The organism is Streptomyces sp. NPDC048434 (assembly GCF_043200375.1).
Taxonomy (GTDB): domain Bacteria; phylum Actinomycetota; class Actinomycetes; order Streptomycetales; family Streptomycetaceae; genus Streptomyces.
Genome location: NZ_JBICXQ010000037.1, coordinates 46,797 through 61,493, shown reverse-complemented (window position 1 = coordinate 61,493; position 14,697 = coordinate 46,797). Strand labels below are relative to the sequence as shown.

11 protein-coding genes and 4 pseudogenes are annotated in these 14,697 nt (G+C 70.1%); 11 read left to right on the top strand and 4 right to left on the bottom strand.

Annotation, left to right across the window (positions count from 1 at the left end; all coding sequences use genetic code 11):
* Positions 1-48 precede the first annotated feature (48 nt).
* From ACGFWI_RS33950 to ACGFWI_RS33935, 4 genes and pseudogenes are all read left to right on the top strand, one after another.
* Positions 49-447 (top strand): DUF4440 domain-containing protein, encoded by a 399-nt coding sequence (locus ACGFWI_RS33950; protein WP_393909895.1) that lies wholly within the window; start codon positions 49-51, stop codon positions 445-447.
* A gap of 331 nt (positions 448-778) precedes the next feature.
* Positions 779-1,575, top strand: a pseudogene (locus ACGFWI_RS33945) (inositol monophosphatase family protein).
* Positions 1,576-1,968: 393 nt separating this feature from the next.
* Positions 1,969-2,781 (top strand): class I SAM-dependent methyltransferase, encoded by an 813-nt coding sequence (locus ACGFWI_RS33940; RefSeq protein ID WP_393909894.1) that lies wholly within the window; start codon positions 1,969-1,971, stop codon positions 2,779-2,781.
* Positions 2,782-3,220: 439 nt separating this feature from the next.
* Positions 3,221-3,958 (top strand): annotated as a pseudogene (locus tag ACGFWI_RS33935) (hypothetical protein); the annotation flags it as partial.
* Between the two features lie 44 nt (positions 3,959-4,002).
* On the opposite strand, the gene ACGFWI_RS33930 reads toward ACGFWI_RS33935, so the two are convergent.
* Positions 4,003-4,806, bottom strand: coding sequence for an SDR family NAD(P)-dependent oxidoreductase (locus tag ACGFWI_RS33930; protein ID WP_393909893.1), 804 nt, complete (start codon positions 4,804-4,806; stop codon positions 4,003-4,005).
* A 431-nt stretch (positions 4,807-5,237) separates the two neighbouring features.
* Between ACGFWI_RS33930 and ACGFWI_RS33925 the strand changes: the two genes are divergently transcribed.
* Positions 5,238-5,867, top strand: coding sequence for a dihydrofolate reductase family protein (locus tag ACGFWI_RS33925; RefSeq protein WP_393909892.1), 630 nt, complete (start codon positions 5,238-5,240; stop codon positions 5,865-5,867).
* Between the two features lie 353 nt (positions 5,868-6,220).
* Positions 6,221-6,832 carry a GNAT family N-acetyltransferase gene (locus ACGFWI_RS33920; RefSeq protein WP_393909891.1) on the top strand — a complete coding sequence of 204 codons (612 nt, stop codon included), beginning with the start codon at positions 6,221-6,223 and terminating at the stop codon, positions 6,830-6,832.
* Positions 6,833-6,915: 83 nt separating this feature from the next.
* Here ACGFWI_RS33920 and ACGFWI_RS33915 read toward each other — a convergent pair.
* Positions 6,916-7,005 (bottom strand): annotated as a pseudogene (locus ACGFWI_RS33915) (RNA polymerase subunit sigma-24); the annotation flags it as partial.
* Positions 6,998-7,153 (bottom strand): hypothetical protein, encoded by a 156-nt coding sequence (locus tag ACGFWI_RS33910; protein WP_393909890.1) that lies wholly within the window; start codon positions 7,151-7,153, stop codon positions 6,998-7,000. The gene ACGFWI_RS33910 and the pseudogene ACGFWI_RS33915, both read right to left, overlap by 8 nt.
* 338 nt (positions 7,154-7,491) lie before the next feature.
* Between ACGFWI_RS33910 and ACGFWI_RS33905 the strand changes: the two genes are divergently transcribed.
* On the top strand, positions 7,492-7,737 hold the full coding sequence (locus ACGFWI_RS33905; RefSeq protein WP_393909919.1) for a hypothetical protein: 246 nt from the start codon (positions 7,492-7,494) through the stop codon (positions 7,735-7,737).
* Positions 7,734-7,943: a LexA family protein gene (locus ACGFWI_RS33900; protein ID WP_393909889.1), complete on the top strand. Its 210-nt coding sequence runs from the start codon at positions 7,734-7,736 to the stop codon at positions 7,941-7,943. The genes ACGFWI_RS33905 and ACGFWI_RS33900 overlap by 4 nt, the downstream gene beginning before the upstream one ends.
* A 101-nt stretch (positions 7,944-8,044) precedes the next feature.
* Here ACGFWI_RS33900 and ACGFWI_RS33895 read toward each other — a convergent pair whose 3' ends face one another.
* A complete protein-coding gene (locus ACGFWI_RS33895) occupies positions 8,045-10,069 on the bottom strand; it encodes a SpoIIE family protein phosphatase (protein WP_393909888.1) in 2,025 nt (674 codons plus the stop codon).
* A 399-nt stretch (positions 10,070-10,468) separates the two neighbouring features.
* Between ACGFWI_RS33895 and ACGFWI_RS33890 the strand changes: the two are divergent.
* From ACGFWI_RS33890 to ACGFWI_RS33880, 3 genes and pseudogenes are all read left to right on the top strand, one after another.
* Positions 10,469-10,786, top strand: a pseudogene (locus ACGFWI_RS33890) (ABC transporter ATP-binding protein); the annotation flags it as partial.
* A gap of 201 nt (positions 10,787-10,987) precedes the next feature.
* Complete coding sequence (locus tag ACGFWI_RS33885; RefSeq protein WP_393909887.1) at positions 10,988-12,970, top strand: hypothetical protein; 1,983 nt, start codon at positions 10,988-10,990, stop codon at positions 12,968-12,970.
* 36 nt (positions 12,971-13,006) lie between these two features.
* Complete coding sequence (locus ACGFWI_RS33880; RefSeq protein ID WP_393909886.1) at positions 13,007-14,554, top strand: ABC transporter substrate-binding protein; 1,548 nt, start codon at positions 13,007-13,009, stop codon at positions 14,552-14,554.
* Positions 14,555-14,697 lie beyond the last annotated feature (143 nt).

Genomic DNA, 14,697 nt, shown 5'->3' with positions numbered 1-14,697 from the left:
TTGTCGAGACCGACGATGTCCGGGCCCCTTCATTGTTACTGTCGCGCCATGTCCAAGACCGAGATAGACGTGGTGACCGCCGAGTTCTTCGAGGCCTTTGACAACCGGGGCGGCAAGGCTGCCGACGTGGCCCGGATCCGCCGGTTGGTTCTTCCGGGTGGTGTGATTGTCAAGGCCGGCCCGGAGTTCACGGTCTACACCGTGGACGAGTTCATCGAGCCTCGCCAGCGGCTGCTGACCGACGGTCGGCTCGTCGAGTTCTCCGAGTGGGAGACCTCCGAACGGACAGAGATCGCGGGCGATATCGCGTCGCGGTTCAGCGAGTACCGCAAGTCCGGGACCTTGGATGGTGCGCCGTTCGAGGGAGGCGGGACCAAGACCATCCAGTTCGTCCGCACCTCAGAGAGCTGGCGGATCGCAGCGTTGGCCTGGTACGACCAGCCCTGACCGCAGGGGCGGTCGGCTGCGGCTCATCAGCTGGGAACTCGACGCCGTTGCTCGGAACTCGTAGCACGATCACGACTTGGGCTTGTTGAGGGACCTCCAGCAGATGGGGCTGCAGGCCAAGGAGACGAGGGAATCGTGGATTTCGGTGCGGCGTTCCCATCGGACGGCGAGCCCTGCTGCCATCGGTCCAGGCGCCGCCAGCAGGTCTGTCCGGAGCCGGACCCTGGTGCTGTGACCAATTTGGTTCACCGGGCCGGCGAGCGCAGAGGCGTGGCGGCTGTCGGATGGCTCCGCGTACGGCGGGGGATGTGCCCCCGATACTCTGCCCGCCGTGATCAACTCACATGCGAGCCTTGACGATGCTGAGGTTGCGGTAGCTGCGGTACGTGCCGGGGCGGAGGTCGTGCGGGCCAGGTATGGACGGCGGCTCACCCACATCGACAAAGGCGTCGGGGACTTCGCCACTGATGCCGATGTGGCGGCTGAGGGAGCGATCCTCGACGTCATCCGTGCTGCGCGGCCTGAGGACGCGGTGCACGGCGAGGAGGGCGGGCAGCAGGGTGCCACTGACGTGGTGCGCCAGTGGTTGGTGGACCCCTTGTGTGGCACCCTCAACTATGCCGTCGGCAACATGCTGGTGGCAGTCAACGTGGCACTGCGCAACGGTCCGGCCGCAGTGGCCGATCCGTCAGCGGCGAGGTGTTCTTCACCGACGGTGAGTCGGCCTGGGTTCGGCGCGACGGCGGCGACACGCAGCTGGTGCCGACGGCGGCCACCCAGCTGGTGGACGTGAACCTGGATCCGCCCTTTCCGAGCGCGCCTGGGTTCAGAGCTGTGGATTTGCTCGCTCACCCAGGCTTCGTCGAGCGGTTCCGGCCGCGGGTCGTGTCCACGACGCTGGCGCTGACCTGGGTCGCGGCCGGTAAGCGTGCCGCGTACGTCACCGATGGCGGCGATCTGGCCGAGAGCGTGCACTTCGCCGCCGGCATCGCTTTGTGCCAGGCCGCCGGCTGCGTCGTCACCGGAGTCGACGGCGCTCCCATCGGGCAGGCAGGCCGTGGGCTCGTAGTGGCCTCGGACGCCGAGACTCACGCTCTGCTGTTGTCGATGATCCGCGGTCGAGGCTAAAGGCTGTGACGTCGGAAACTTCGGCGGGTTGATCAGGCTGTGGCTTGGAGTGGGCGGCCGCCCCAGCGGATGCCCTTCTCACTGCGGACGCGGCCGCGTTCGCGTCGCGGCTCTCACCAGGACAGTCGAGGTCATTCTCACCGCCCTGGGGGTGATCGTCCTCGCGGCCGCCGTCCCGGTCTCCCTGGCGCTCGGCGGCCCTGTAGCCCGCGGAGTCCCACGGCTGCCGTAGTGGGTCATAAGAGGCTGGGCGAGTTGGTTTCCTGCCGTCCTCCGGACCCGCACGCTACGCGCCGTACACTCGTGCGCTATCCCGCCACAGCATCCGACCCCGCCACGCCGGGCCGGCGCGACCGCCATGCCCCGGCTACTCGCACGAGAGAGGCGCACCCCATGACACAGCAGCCTGCCACCACCCCGTACAACTCCGGCTTGTTGAGCAATGACGCCCAGCGTGAACGTGACCGCTTAGAGGCCATCCAACGCAATGTCGACGGGTTCACCACCGGAATCCTGGATGGCTTTCCCATCGAAGCCTCATGGAACTGCCTGGAACTGGGCGCGGGCACCGGCTCCATCGCCTACTGGCTCGCCGGACGCTGTCCGGACGGGCGGGTGGTCGCCGTCGATCTCGACACCCGCCACCTGGATGCGGGCCGGGCCGCGAACCTGGAGATCCAGGAAGCCGACATCACGCGCGGAGACTACGCGCCCGGCAGCTTCGACCTCATCCACGCCCGCTACCTGTTCTGCCATCTCCAGGACCGCGACGACATGATCGCGCGGGCCGCCCGCTGGCTCTCCCCCGGTGGCCGGCTCTTCGTCGAAGAGCCCTACCACCTGCCGGCCGACACCTCACCTTTCCCCCTGGTCCAGCGCATCCTCGACGCCTATCAGCGCACCTACCGCAAACACGGCGCCGACATGACCTGGGCACGCGCCCTGCCCGCTCTCCTCGCCCGCAACGCGCTGACCGAGGTGGCCTTCGCCGGAAACCTCGGCTGCATGGGCGGGCTGGACAAGGACCGCTGGCTCCCCCTCCTTACCCAGGCGGCCCCCGCGCTTCTCGCCGACGGTCTCCTCACTGAAGCCGACCTGGCGGAGTTCGCCACCCTGCTCAAGGACCCAGCGTTCATCGACATCCCCCAAGTCACCATTTCCGCATGGGGCCGCCGCCCCGGGGGCGAACCGAACGCGTCGGCCTGAACAGGTGGCCGGTCAAGCGCGGGCTTTCCGCTCGTGGCACGGCAAGCCAGGCAGCTGCGGGTGACGCCGCTTGGGCGCTGGAACCACTGGATCATCTGCTCCATGAGGGCAAGACGGTAGGCAAGATGGCAGCGCCGAATGCTGAGCTGCAGCTTGCTGCGCAAGGTCATGCTGCAGACGTCGAAGGCCGAGCTGTACGCGGCGATTCGGCGTGACCACCGAGGCGGCAGGCGATGCGGGAGCCTGAGCGCGAGTAGAGCGTGACGTGCACGGAGGCGGACGGCACTGGACTCGGTCTGCCGGAGCCACGCAAGACGTCAACTGCCCGGTCGTCCCCGGGATCCAGCTGAGGCCGTCGTCTCCGTCGCTCGGGCAACCCGGCGTACGACCGTGATCCGTATGTGATCAACGCCCCGTAATCTCCCCCGGGCAGAGGATTCCGTGGCTGATCGCCTCGGGAGGGCACGGCAGTTACCGCTTCCTGCCCCAGCTGGCGAACGTGATCTCCTCCGGGCGGCAGGTCTTGGTGGTGACCGCACTGGTCGCGGCGGCGGTGACCGTGTTCATCGCGCGGGTCACCGTCAAGGGGACCGGTCCGCTGCCACGGGAGGCCGTCCCGGCGCGCGCCGCCCGCCTGGCCGCCACCGCCGGGACCGCGGTGATCGCACTGTCCCTGGTGGTCCTTTCGTACCAGCCGGTCGCCGCCGTTCTCCAGGGAGTCTCCCCGGGCATCGGGCTGTTCGCCGAGCCGGGCGACCTCCTGCGGCAGTGGCTGCTGCTCGGCGCCTGGACGGGCCCGGGAGGGGCGCCGCTCGGTGACTGGCTCCTGTATCGCGCCACCGACGTGCTGCTGCTCGCCGTGGTGTGGTGGGCACTGCGCCGGCTGCCCGGCCTGCTCACCCGAGCCACTGTCCCCGCGATGGCGGCCGGCGCGGTCTGCGCCACCGTCCTCGGGCTGCTGGCGAGCCAGCTGCTGAGGATGGCGGTGGACGGGGCGATCTCGGACCTGCGCTGGGACCTGCTGCGCCTGTCCGTCGGCATCGGTAACGGTGTCCCTGCCGCCCTGACCTGCGGCCTGGTGGCAGGATCCGTGGCTGCCCTGACGCTGCGGCCGGCTCTGGGCCGCGCGGAGATCGCCGACGCCACCACCTCCGTTCAGGGCTCCGCCCGGCCTTGACCGGGGTGGGGTGGTCGTCTCGGGGCGGGGCGCACGGTCCCGGCTCAGGCCCGCGCGCCGCCGTCGACCCGCAGGACCGTGCCGGTCACGTAGGAGGAGCGGTCGCTGAGGAGCCAGGCGGCGGCCTGGGCGATTTCCTCAGGGTCGGCCGCGCGACCGAGTGGGGTATGCGCCTTGAGTCGGTCGACGAGACCGGGTGAATCCGCTTCCCAGGTACGGATCATCTCGGTCAGCGTGTTGCCGGGGGCGATCGCGTTGACGCGGATGCCTTCCGGGCCGTACGTCAGGGCAGCGGACTCGGTGAGGCTGTTGACCGCCCGCTTCATCGCGCCGTACGCGGGCAGCTCGGGGTTGCCCCGCAGGCTGCCGACGCTGGAGTTGTTGACGATGGCGCCCGTCCCGGCCGTGGCTCGGATGGCGGCGACCTCGGCCACCATGGCCAGCCAGGGGCCCCTGAGATTCACGGCGTAGACGTGGTCGAAGTCGGCCTCCGTCACCTGGTCCATCGGGCCGGGCGGCACGAACGTCGCGCCGTTGTTGAAGGCGACGTCGAGTCGGCCGTACAGGTCCACGGCCCGGTCGACGGCGGCGCGGACGCCGGCCGCGTCGGCCAGGTCGCACACCACGTGGTCCGCGATGCCGCCCGCCGCCCGGATCTCCTCAGTCACTGCCTTCAGCTGTGCCTCCGTCCGGGCCGCGAGCAGCACCCGGGCGCCCTCCCGGGCGAACAGCCGAGCCGCCGCGGCGCCGATACGGCGCCCGGCACCGGTGATGAAGGCGACCTTGCCGGCCAGCAAGCCCAGGGAGGCAGGGGTGGTGGGTGTGTCAGTGGTGGATGTGTCGTCCATGGCAGCAAGCCTGTGTGCGTTCAGAGAGCCGGTCCAGGCACCGGCGGTACCTGGACCGGGTCCGCGACACCCGCGCACACCGGGGGTGTGGAAGGACGAGAACTGGTGGGCTTCCTGTGCCGCAGGTGCGGGCGGATCCCCCCTGCCGACGTGGGGCTGGGCGCCCGGCCGCGCCGCCGCGCTGTCACCGCCGCACGCCCTTACCAGCACGTGCTGGTGAGAGGCTTCGCGCGCTGGTTTCCGCCCCCTCGTCGGCCCGGGGCCGGGGTGAGTCCTTTCGGAGGAGCCGATGCCCTCCCCACGCAAGGTTGCGCGTGGCGGGCCGCTGATCGCGGAATGTGCCGAAGACCGTCGCGCGGCGGGCGATGACTTCTCGCCGGTCCGGGAGTCAATTCACCTGCAGGCAGATTCCGCACCCGAAAGGCAGCACCATGAGCAAACTGATCGTCACCGCGTTCGTCACCCTGGACGGCATCATGCAAGCCCCCGGCGGCCGGGGCGAGGACGTCGACGAAGGCTTCGAGCACGGCGGCTGGCAGGTCCCGTACGTCGACGACGACTTCATGGACCTCATGACGGGGATCTTCGAGCGGACCGCCGACCATCTGCTGCTCGGCCGGAAGACGTACGACATCTTCGCCGCCCACTGGCCCCGCGTCACCGACCAGAACGACCCGATCGCCGTGAAGCTCAACGCCATGCCCAAGTACGTCGCCTCGCGCACCCGCAACAGCCTGGAGTGGCACAACTCCCATCTGCTCAAGGGCGAGGCCGCGGAGTCCGTCGCACAGCTCAAGGAGCAGCTCGACGGCGTGATCATGACGCAGGGCAGCAGCGACCTCATCCACACCCTGCAGCAGCACGACCTCGTCGACGAGTACCGGCTGCTCGTCAACCCCGTGATCATCGGCATCGGCAAGCGGCTCTTCACCGAGGGCGCCGTCCCTGCCGCCTGGACACTCACGGAATCCCGCGCCACCAGTGTGGGCGTGCAGTACTGCGCCTACGAACGGGCGGGGAAGCCCGAGTACGGATCCTTCATGCTGGACGAACAGGAGTGAGAACCCTCGACAGACGCCTCGCCGCAGCCGGCGCGCAGCCGGCCGGTCTTGGGCGCAGGCCGGGCGCCGCATGTACCAGCTTTGCCCCCACTCGATGAGGCAGGCCCGAAGGCAGTCGCCGACCCGGCCCACTCCGCCGCCGCAATGCCGGGGGCTCGCAGCGTGCGTGCCCGGGGCTCGCAGCGTGCACGGGGCACGTGGGGCGGGGTCCGACGGACATCCGGTCGAAGTCCCTTGTCGTGCGGGTGAGTTGTAGCGCTCTCATGCCGAAGTCACCTGCCCGACGGGCGGATTGTTCCGCCCGTGGGCGAAATCCCGTGGCCCGGCGCCCGCCCGGCCCGTAGCATCCACCCGTGACAGCGAACACGGGGGAAGAGACGGGCGGGACGGCACGGCGGCCGGCGGATGCGGGCCGGGAGACGTGCTGGCGGGGGCAGCAGATCCGCCTCGCCCCACTCGATGTCGACGATGCCGAGTTGCTGCACGCATGGCGGTGCGACCCCAAGGCGATCCATGAGATCGGCTTCTGGCCACGCCCCCTGTCCTCGCTCCGCGAGCGCATCGAGAGCTATATCGCCACGTACGACCGCGACGACTTCCTCGTCCTGCTCCCGGACGGCACTCCGGTGGGCCATATCGCACTCACCGACCAGGATTTCGTCGACGGCACGGCGGAGATCGCACTGATGCTGGCCCCGGAGCACCGGCACCGCGGCCTCGGCACGGACGCCCTCGACGCCCTCGTCGACCTCGCCTTCGGCGAACTGCCCCTGCACCGCCTCGCGGCGGACACCCACACCGACAACCACGCCGCGCTGGCGGCCCTGGCCCGGTCGGGCTTCGTCCGGGAGGGCGTCCGCCGCTCGGTGTGCCTGCACCGCGGGCGCCGCTACGACCTCGCGCTGCTGTCCCTGCTCCGCGCCGAGTGGGAGGGGCTGGAGCGGCCCAGGTCGTGGGAGCTGTGAGCCCGGCGTGGCCCGAGGCCTCCCGGCCCGGTCCGGTCCGCACGACGCCGTACTGGATCTGAACCCCACAGCGGGTGAGCGCGCACGTCCTCGGCGTCGGCGGCGCTGCCCAGCATCTCGTAGGCGATGGTGAACAGCAGCGGACGGTGCTCGGTGAAGACGTCCTCAGCCATGGCCGACCCCCACTCCTCCCCCGGTGCGGTGGCCGGTCCGCAGTGGCCACACCGTGAACCGGCAGACCAGTTCCTTGGTCACCGCCGCGGTGCGTCCGGTGACCGGGGGCCCGAGCGAAGTGCCGTCGAACCGGGAAGGCTGGATCACACCCCTCGGCGTCCCAGGCTGATGGCCTGCCCCATCACGACCATGCGTGGGCAACCCGGCGGCATCACATCCGGCCCCTTTCTTCGGATGCTCATCGAGACACCCCGCACCGGAAAACCGTGACAGCCCTCCACTGTGATTCAGTTCACAACACGGTCCGGCAGGGCTGATGCGCTGGAGCCTTCGCCCCGACCGCTGCCGTGCCCGCCGACCGAAACGCTCGGACCGCCAGCTCAGGAGCCCAACCGCCAGGCGACGCGTCCGACCACAGCCGGGTGCGAGATTCACCCTTGCGTGTGCTGCACCGCAATTCGAACATGTGATGCAATCCGAGGGTGATGTCCTCCTACGACTTCCCCGATGACCTCGTGCAAGCCCAGCACTCCTGGTACGCCGCCTACCGTCAGCTCGCCCAGGAGCAGAACCCTGCCCAGACCACCGTTCTGCGCCGTACGCTGCAGCGGCTGTCCGTACGGATTGCCACGCACCCCTACTGGGCGACCATCCCCGGCCGGGCCCCGGCCGCTCGGATGGCACTCAAGCAGCAGACCTGGGCACCAGACGCCGAAGAGACCCGGCGATGACCGCCTACCTCACCGACACCCAGCGCCGGATCGCACGGGCCCTGCGGGAGCTGACGGACGACGTCGGCTACCCGCCGTCTATACGGGAGATCGCCGACGCGGTCGCCCTGTCCGCCTCGACGGTCGCCTACCACCTGCAGGCCCTGGAACACCACGGGATCGTCACCCACACCCCGCACCACAGCCGCTCGTACCGGGTGCGCTGACAGCCCGGCCGCGGTGCCGGCGGATCCCGTGGCCCGCGTCAGGTGAGAGTCGGCATCGCGGACGGTTCGCCGTCACTACGTGCGGTCCATGGGCGCCGGCGTTACGGCCGGTCCTCGGCCGGTGGACTGTTGAGGGGGACCTGCGCGACGAGCAGGGTGGCGTCGTCGAGGTCGTCGATGTGCAGGGTGTCCATGAGCAGGTTGCACACGGCTTCCACACCGGTGGGTGCGCCTCGCAGGGTTCGCAGGAGCATGTCGAGGCGGCAGTCGATCGGCTCGTCGCGCGTTTCGATAAGCCCGTCGGTGTAGAGGACGAGACGGTCGCCGGGGGCCAGGCGCAGGTGTGTGGTGTGGAAGGACACGCCTCCGACGCCGAGGGGAGCGCCGGTGGGCAGGTCGAGCAGTGTCGGCTGCTGCCCGTGGAGGTGAACCGGCGGCAGATGTCCGGCGGTTGCGATGCAGCACGTCGCCTGGCGTGGGTCGTAGACGGCCAGGGTGCAGGTGGCGATGCCGTGTTCGAGGCCGGTGGCGTTGATATCGACGTGTTGCAGGATGCGGGCCGGATCCAGGCCGAGCGTGGCCAGGATGCGGATGGCGGTGCGCAGTTGGCCCATGGTGCCCGCGGCGGACAGGCCGCTGCCCATGACGTCTCCGATGACCAGGGTCGTGGTCTGGTGCGGGGTGGCGATGACGTCGAACCAGTCCCCTCCGACGGCGCTGGCGGCTCGGGCCGGCCGGTAGCGGTAGGCGACCGACAGGCCCGAGTGCTGGGGCGGGCGGTGGGGAAGCAGGTGGCGCTGGAGGGCGAGGGCCGCTTGGCGCTGTTGCTGGTAGCCGTGGGCATTGTCGAGGCACACGGCCGCGCGGGAGGCGATTTCCTGTGTCAGGGCCAGGGCGTCCTGGTCGAAGCCGGCGGACTCACGGGAACGAGCAAGGTCCAGGGCCCCGATGACCTCACCGTGGGCAATCAGCGGCACGACCAGGCGGCAGCACTTCCCCCCACTCCGTGCGCCCGTTCCGGGAGCCGCCGCTTGGCCTGAGGTGCCGGCCGCGCCCTCGTAGAGTTGCAGCGGACAGCCGGTGTCGATGCACCCGGCCACGATCCGGGCAGGTGCCGACGAGGGGGAACCCGTCGTGGAGGCGGTGGCGGCGGGGTGGAAGTCGTGGGGATTCTCCGGCCTGGACTCGATCTGGTTGTCGTCGGTGACCAGGGCGAGGAGGTCGACGGTGGCAGAGTCGGCCAGGTCGGGCACGCACACCTCGGCCAGTTCCCGTGCTGTGGTGTCGGTATCGAGGGTGGTGCCGATGCGTTTGGAGGCGTCCGCCAGCAGCGCCATGTGATTGCGGGTGCGGTACTCCTCGGTGCAGTCGACGACCGAGGTGGCCAGCCCCAGTACGTTCCCCGCAGAGTCTTCCAGGCAGTGGTACGAGACCCGCCAGGCATGCTCGGTGGCGGGGTCGGCGGGGGTGCGACCGACAGTGAATCGATCGAGTACGGGTTTCCCGGTCGCCAGCACCTCGCCCATCGTGTTCTCGATGTCCTCGGTGTCCAAGAAGGGCACGGCATCTCGGACATGGCGGCCTACGTGTTCGGCCGCCGGCAGGCCGTTGAGACGCTCCAGCGCGGGATTGACCGTGATGAACCGCAGCTGAGTATCGAGGACCCCGATCCCGATCGGAGTCTGGGCCACCAGCCGTAGGGAGACGGCCAGGTCCCGCTCCACCTGGCGCAGGGTGGGCTGGTCGGTCGCCAGGCCCAGGGCGAAGAAGTGTCCGTCCCGGTCCTCCAGCCGCATGTTGCGGAATTCCGCCGACCGGGTGCTGCCGTCCTTGCACCGCACGGGGAAGACTCCCGCCCAGGGGCCGCCCCCCTCCATCACCTGGGAGAACAGGTCGATCACCTGCTCCAGGTTCTCCTCACTGACCAGGAGACGGCCGGCAAAGGCACCCAGTGCCTCACCTGCGGTGTAGCCGAACAGTGCCTCGGCCTGCGGGCTCCACAGGACGATCCGCCCCTCGGCGTCGAGCACCACCGCGGCGACCCCGAGCACGTCCAGCAGGGCGCCCGGCGGCGACGGCCCGGCCCGCACTTGGGCGGAGCCCGCAGCCCACCAGCCCTCGGTCACCGGCCCGCCTCCTTGCTCTGAGCCGCGCGGCCCCCTGTCCATCGTCCCGCCGTCGCGACGATGAGGCACCACCGAGGCGGCCACCGAGCAGGCGGACCCAGGTTTCCCGGGCCGTTCCTGCACCGGTCCGGGTCTGCCTTGCCTGTCGCCACACCGCAGTGACGGGCTGGAAAAGGCACCTGGCGGGAGCCGCTGGAGTGGCATGGGGTGAGGAGGCCGGACCGGGGGCCCGGACGATGCAGACGGATCCAGGTGGCGAGGGAGGGGACGCTACGTCGTTCGTCCCGGCCGGACGGAGGCGAGGAGGTCGGGCAGCCGTCCCCCGGCCGCGGTGAGGTACGCGCCCCGTGCGGGCGGCGGCGCGAGTCGGCGCTTGGCCGACGAGTTTCCCGCTCCTTCACCAAGGTGCTCGTCCTGGACGAGGCGGTGGCCGCGCTGGACGTCTCCATCCAGGCACAGGTCCTGCAACTGCTGGCCGGGATCCGCCGCGAAACGGGGGTGGCGCTGGTGTTCGTCAGCCACGATCTGGCCGTGGTCCGACACCTCACCGACGAAACGCTGGTGATGCAGCGCGGCCGGGTCGTGGAGCAGGGGCCCACGGAACAGGTGCTCGCCGAGCCGGCGGCTCCGTACACCCGGGCGCTGCTGGCCGCGGTGCCGCGCGAGGGCTGGGACCCGGCGACGGCGACGTCGGCCGCTGCGGGGGTCACCGCATAGCGCATGCCGAGTAGGCCCCCCTCTCCTCCGTAATCTCCCGCGGCGCCCCGCATTTCGGTACCTTGCGCGAACCGGTGGCACGTTGTGCGTACGCGTGCCAACCTTCTGTAATCAGCCGGCGTCTGCCGTCGCTGACATCACAGTTGCTGTCATCACAGTCGCTGTCTTCACAGGGGGCCAAGCAGCGTGGCGGAGCGTCCGTTGGGGATACAGGGGATCGAGGCCCTGTACGAGGAGTGCCGCACTCGTGTACAGGACGGCAGGACCGCCGGTACCGGCCGCGGACTTCCCGCGGTCGTCCTCGTCGGACCGCGGGGCAGCGGCAAGACCACCACACTGAACTGGCTCGGCTACCTCGGATCGCGGCGTCCGCACGCGTACTTCGACTTCGGGTCCGCCGCGCTCCGCAGGCCCCACGAGGTCGCCGGACGTCTGGCGTACGGGCTCTCGCACCGCTTTCCCCGGCAGACCCCGCTGGTCTTCCCGCGGCTGACGCTGGGACTGTTCGTGGTGGCCCCCGAACTGTCGCTGGACGCGACGGATCCCGAGCGGGCCAAGAAGCAGTTGCGCCAGGCGCTGCGCGGGCCCCAGGAGCCCAACGCCGCGGGCGACCGGGTGGCCGCGGTCGCCGGGCTGCTGCAGGACCTCAACCTGGTCCGGATCCCCGGCGTCAGCCTGCTGGCCAGCCTCATCCGGCAGCCGCCCAGCATGCCGCTGCGGGTGACCCGGCACACCGGATTCGCCTGGTACGCCGGTCCGTTGGCCGCCCTGGACGCACTGGTCGAACTCAACCAGCTCAGCAAGAGCGAGGAGCCGGCGGACCGGGCCACGGTGGACCGGCGGCTGTGCGAGGCGTTCCTGGCCGATCTGCGCGGCGAGTACGCGCGCCGCCAGCGCGACCGCAACTGCGTCGTGCTGCTGGACAACATCGATGCTCCCGGCGGGCGCGAGTTCCTGGACCTGATGATGGAACTCCGCGACGCCAGCGGGGAGCCGGATCCGCTGCTGGCCGTGGCCGCGGCGTCGAACGTCGGCCGGGTGCCGGCGATGTTCGCCACCGGACCGGCCGGCGTGCGGGTGCTGGCCCCCGAGCAGGCCGGCTACGCCGACTGGGAGCAGGCCATCCCGGACCCGCCGCCGAACCGTTCCTGGCGCTGGTACTGCGTCCAGCTGCGCGGTCTCACCGCCGGCGAGACCGCCCAGCTCGGCACGAACATCGCCACGCGGCTGCCGGAAGCACCGCTGCTCGCACACCGGTTGACCAGCGGCCATCCATGGAGCATCCGACAACTGCTGGCCGCCTCGGCGCGCCTCGTGGGCCGTGAGGACCCGGAGACGCTGCTGCGCGCGGTGCTCGCCGGTACCGCGCCGTCCGCGGAAGGTGCCGACGAAGGGCCGTTGCTGGAGGAAGAGGCGCGGCAGTACCTGCTGCGCGATCTGACCGATGACCAGCACCGTGCGCTCGTCGAGTGCTGTGCCGCCCGCGAGTTCGACGCCGCATGCGACGCGGGGCTCCTCGACCGCTTCCAGCTGCACACCCGTGATTCGCTGGCCCGGGTGGTCGCGACCCGCTTATGGCTGACCGATCCGGTCCCCCAGGATGCCGAGGCTCGCGGCGGCCGGGGCTCCGGCTATCTGGAAGGCGTCCATCCGCACCCGTTGCGCGGCAGCCCCGCCCTTCACCCGTGGCTGCGCCTGCTGCTGTTGCAGGAGTTGGCCGCCCGCCCGGACCGTTGGAACGCCGTCCACGGACAGTTGCGGACCTGGCACGCCCACCACGGCCACCCGCTGGAGGTGCTGTACCACTCGCTTGCGCTGCACCGGGTGGACGAGGTCATCGAGCATCTCGTCCGGCGTCTGGCCGAGCTCTCCGACACGGACATCTGGCTGTACGAGCTCTACACGATCACCGCCGCGCCACTTCGTGAACCGGTGGTGCCGGAGCAGTCCGCCACGCTGCGGCTGGAGCAGCTGGCCGCCGACCTCGCGCCCCGCTCGTTCGCGGCGCACACACCCCTGACGCTGCTGGTGGTCGGGCTGTGGCTGGCGTCCGATCCACGCAATCGGCTGCCCGGCGCGAATCCCGAGCTCAACCGGACCATCAACGCGATGCTCCAGGACCTTGCCATGCGCTCCGTCCCCCGCCGGATCGGACTCATGCACGAGGCCGCGAAGTACGTGTGAGCGCACTGCAGCACCCCGTCCCTAGGAGCTGGCACCATGCATCTGCCCCCGCAACCCGCCGACGAACTCCCCCCGTGGTGGAAGGGGTGGCGAGGAATCGCCTCCCTCGTACTCGCGCTGGCGCTGACAGCCGGCGGGCTCTGGTTCTTCTGGCCGGTCGAGGAGGACACCAGCTGCGCGGCGGGCCAGCCGGGGCTGCACTGGGACGGCACCGGCCCGCGGCGGGAGTGCGTCGGCATCACGGAAGAGAAGGCTTTCGCCTTCGACCCCCGCCTCAAAGGGATCACCGACCGGATCGCGCAGGAGAACAGACGGGTCCGTGCCCAGTGGGAGAAGCCCGCTTCCGGAAAGAGCCGACTGCCCTACGTCAAGGTCGGCGTACTGATGCCCATGACGGAGAGCGATACCAGCGCGCTGCCCCTCGATGAGATCCGCACCAGCCTGGAGGGCGCCTTCATCGCGCAGTGCCGCGCGAATGCCTGCCCCGAGCTGTCCACGACCAGCTCCACCGGCATCCAGGGCAAGACACCGCTGATCCAGCTCGTCCTGGCCAACGAGGGCCGCAATGAGACGCATTGGCAGCCGGTGGTGCGACAACTGGCCGACCTGGTCGACGACCCGCATCCCCTGGTCGCGGTCGCCGGCATGGGAGTCAGCATTCCGGAGACCCACGCAGCGGCCGCCGAACTCGGCCGCCTGAAGATCCCCGCGATCGGTGCGGTCCTGACCGCCACGGACCTCAATGCGCCACGGCTGTTCAAGGTGTCGCCGTCCAACGTCGATTACGCCAAGGCGCTCCGCCGGTACCTGGACCACTCTCCGCTGGCCGGGCACCGCGGCTACCTCGTCTTCGACAGCCGGGAAGACAACTACGTCAAGACCATGCGCAAGGCGTTCGACGAAGAATTCGCCGACTACATCGGCCGGCGGCGGGCCTCGTTCGTCGGCACGACCGGCCACAACCCCGCGGGCATCCCCAGGCTCTTCTACAACGCCGTCAACAACATCTGCCTGACCAAGGCGCAAGTCATCTTCTACGCCGGGCGCGACCGCGATCTCGCCGATCTCGTCCGTGCCCTGTCCACGCGCAGCCAGTGCGGTCATGACGCGCCGATCACGGTGATGACCGGGGCGACCGGGGCGTTCGCACAGGGACAGCAGGTACGGGGGCTGCTCAAGGAAAACAAAATATCCATTCTGGACGTCTCGGCGACGAGTCCCGCCCAGTGGGTCCGTGGCATCCATGCCCCGTCCGGCTTCAAACCCTTCCACCAAGCCCTGCGGGACCTGCGGTTCCCCGACTCGGTGATGGACGACGGATACGCGATCATGCACCACGACGCCGTGCTGACCGCGATCTGGGCGACGCGCAATGTCACCGGCCAGACCGGCAAGGACGCGCCCGGCGTCCAGGACGTGTACAACGAGATCACCAATCTCCACGACGCGAGCACCGTTCCCGCGGCCGGCGGAGAGCTCAGCTTCGACGACGCCTCCAACGGCTGGCCGCACAACAAACCGGTCCCCGTGATCCGACTGCCCGAGCCCCTCAAGGACCCCGGCCCGCCGTACCTGGTGCCGTGACCGGGATCGTGTACGGACCTCCGGGCAACCGGGCCCGCGTCGTACTCGTCCTCAATGCGGGACCGTTGATCCGATGGTTGCCGCAATCGCGACGGAGCTGTCCGGCGCAGACCGGTGACGCCCTCAAGGGCCACCGCCACCGC

Bases quoted from the DNA above. Each gene is read 5' to 3' on its own strand.
- ACGFWI_RS33950 (WP_393909895.1), top strand. From the start codon at position 49: ATGTCCAAGACCGAGATAGACGTGGTGACCGCCGAGTTCTTCGAGGCC.
- ACGFWI_RS33940 (WP_393909894.1), top strand. From the start codon at position 1,969: ATGACACAGCAGCCTGCCACCACCCCGTACAACTCCGGCTTGTTGAGC.
- ACGFWI_RS33930 (WP_393909893.1), bottom strand. From the start codon at position 4,806: ATGGACGACACATCCACCACTGACACACCCACCACCCCTGCCTCCCTG.
- ACGFWI_RS33925 (WP_393909892.1), top strand. From the start codon at position 5,238: ATGAGCAAACTGATCGTCACCGCGTTCGTCACCCTGGACGGCATCATG.
- ACGFWI_RS33905 (WP_393909919.1), top strand. From the start codon at position 7,492: ATGTCCTCCTACGACTTCCCCGATGACCTCGTGCAAGCCCAGCACTCC.
- ACGFWI_RS33900 (WP_393909889.1), top strand. From the start codon at position 7,734: ATGACCGCCTACCTCACCGACACCCAGCGCCGGATCGCACGGGCCCTG.
- ACGFWI_RS33880 (WP_393909886.1), top strand. From the start codon at position 13,007: ATGCATCTGCCCCCGCAACCCGCCGACGAACTCCCCCCGTGGTGGAAG.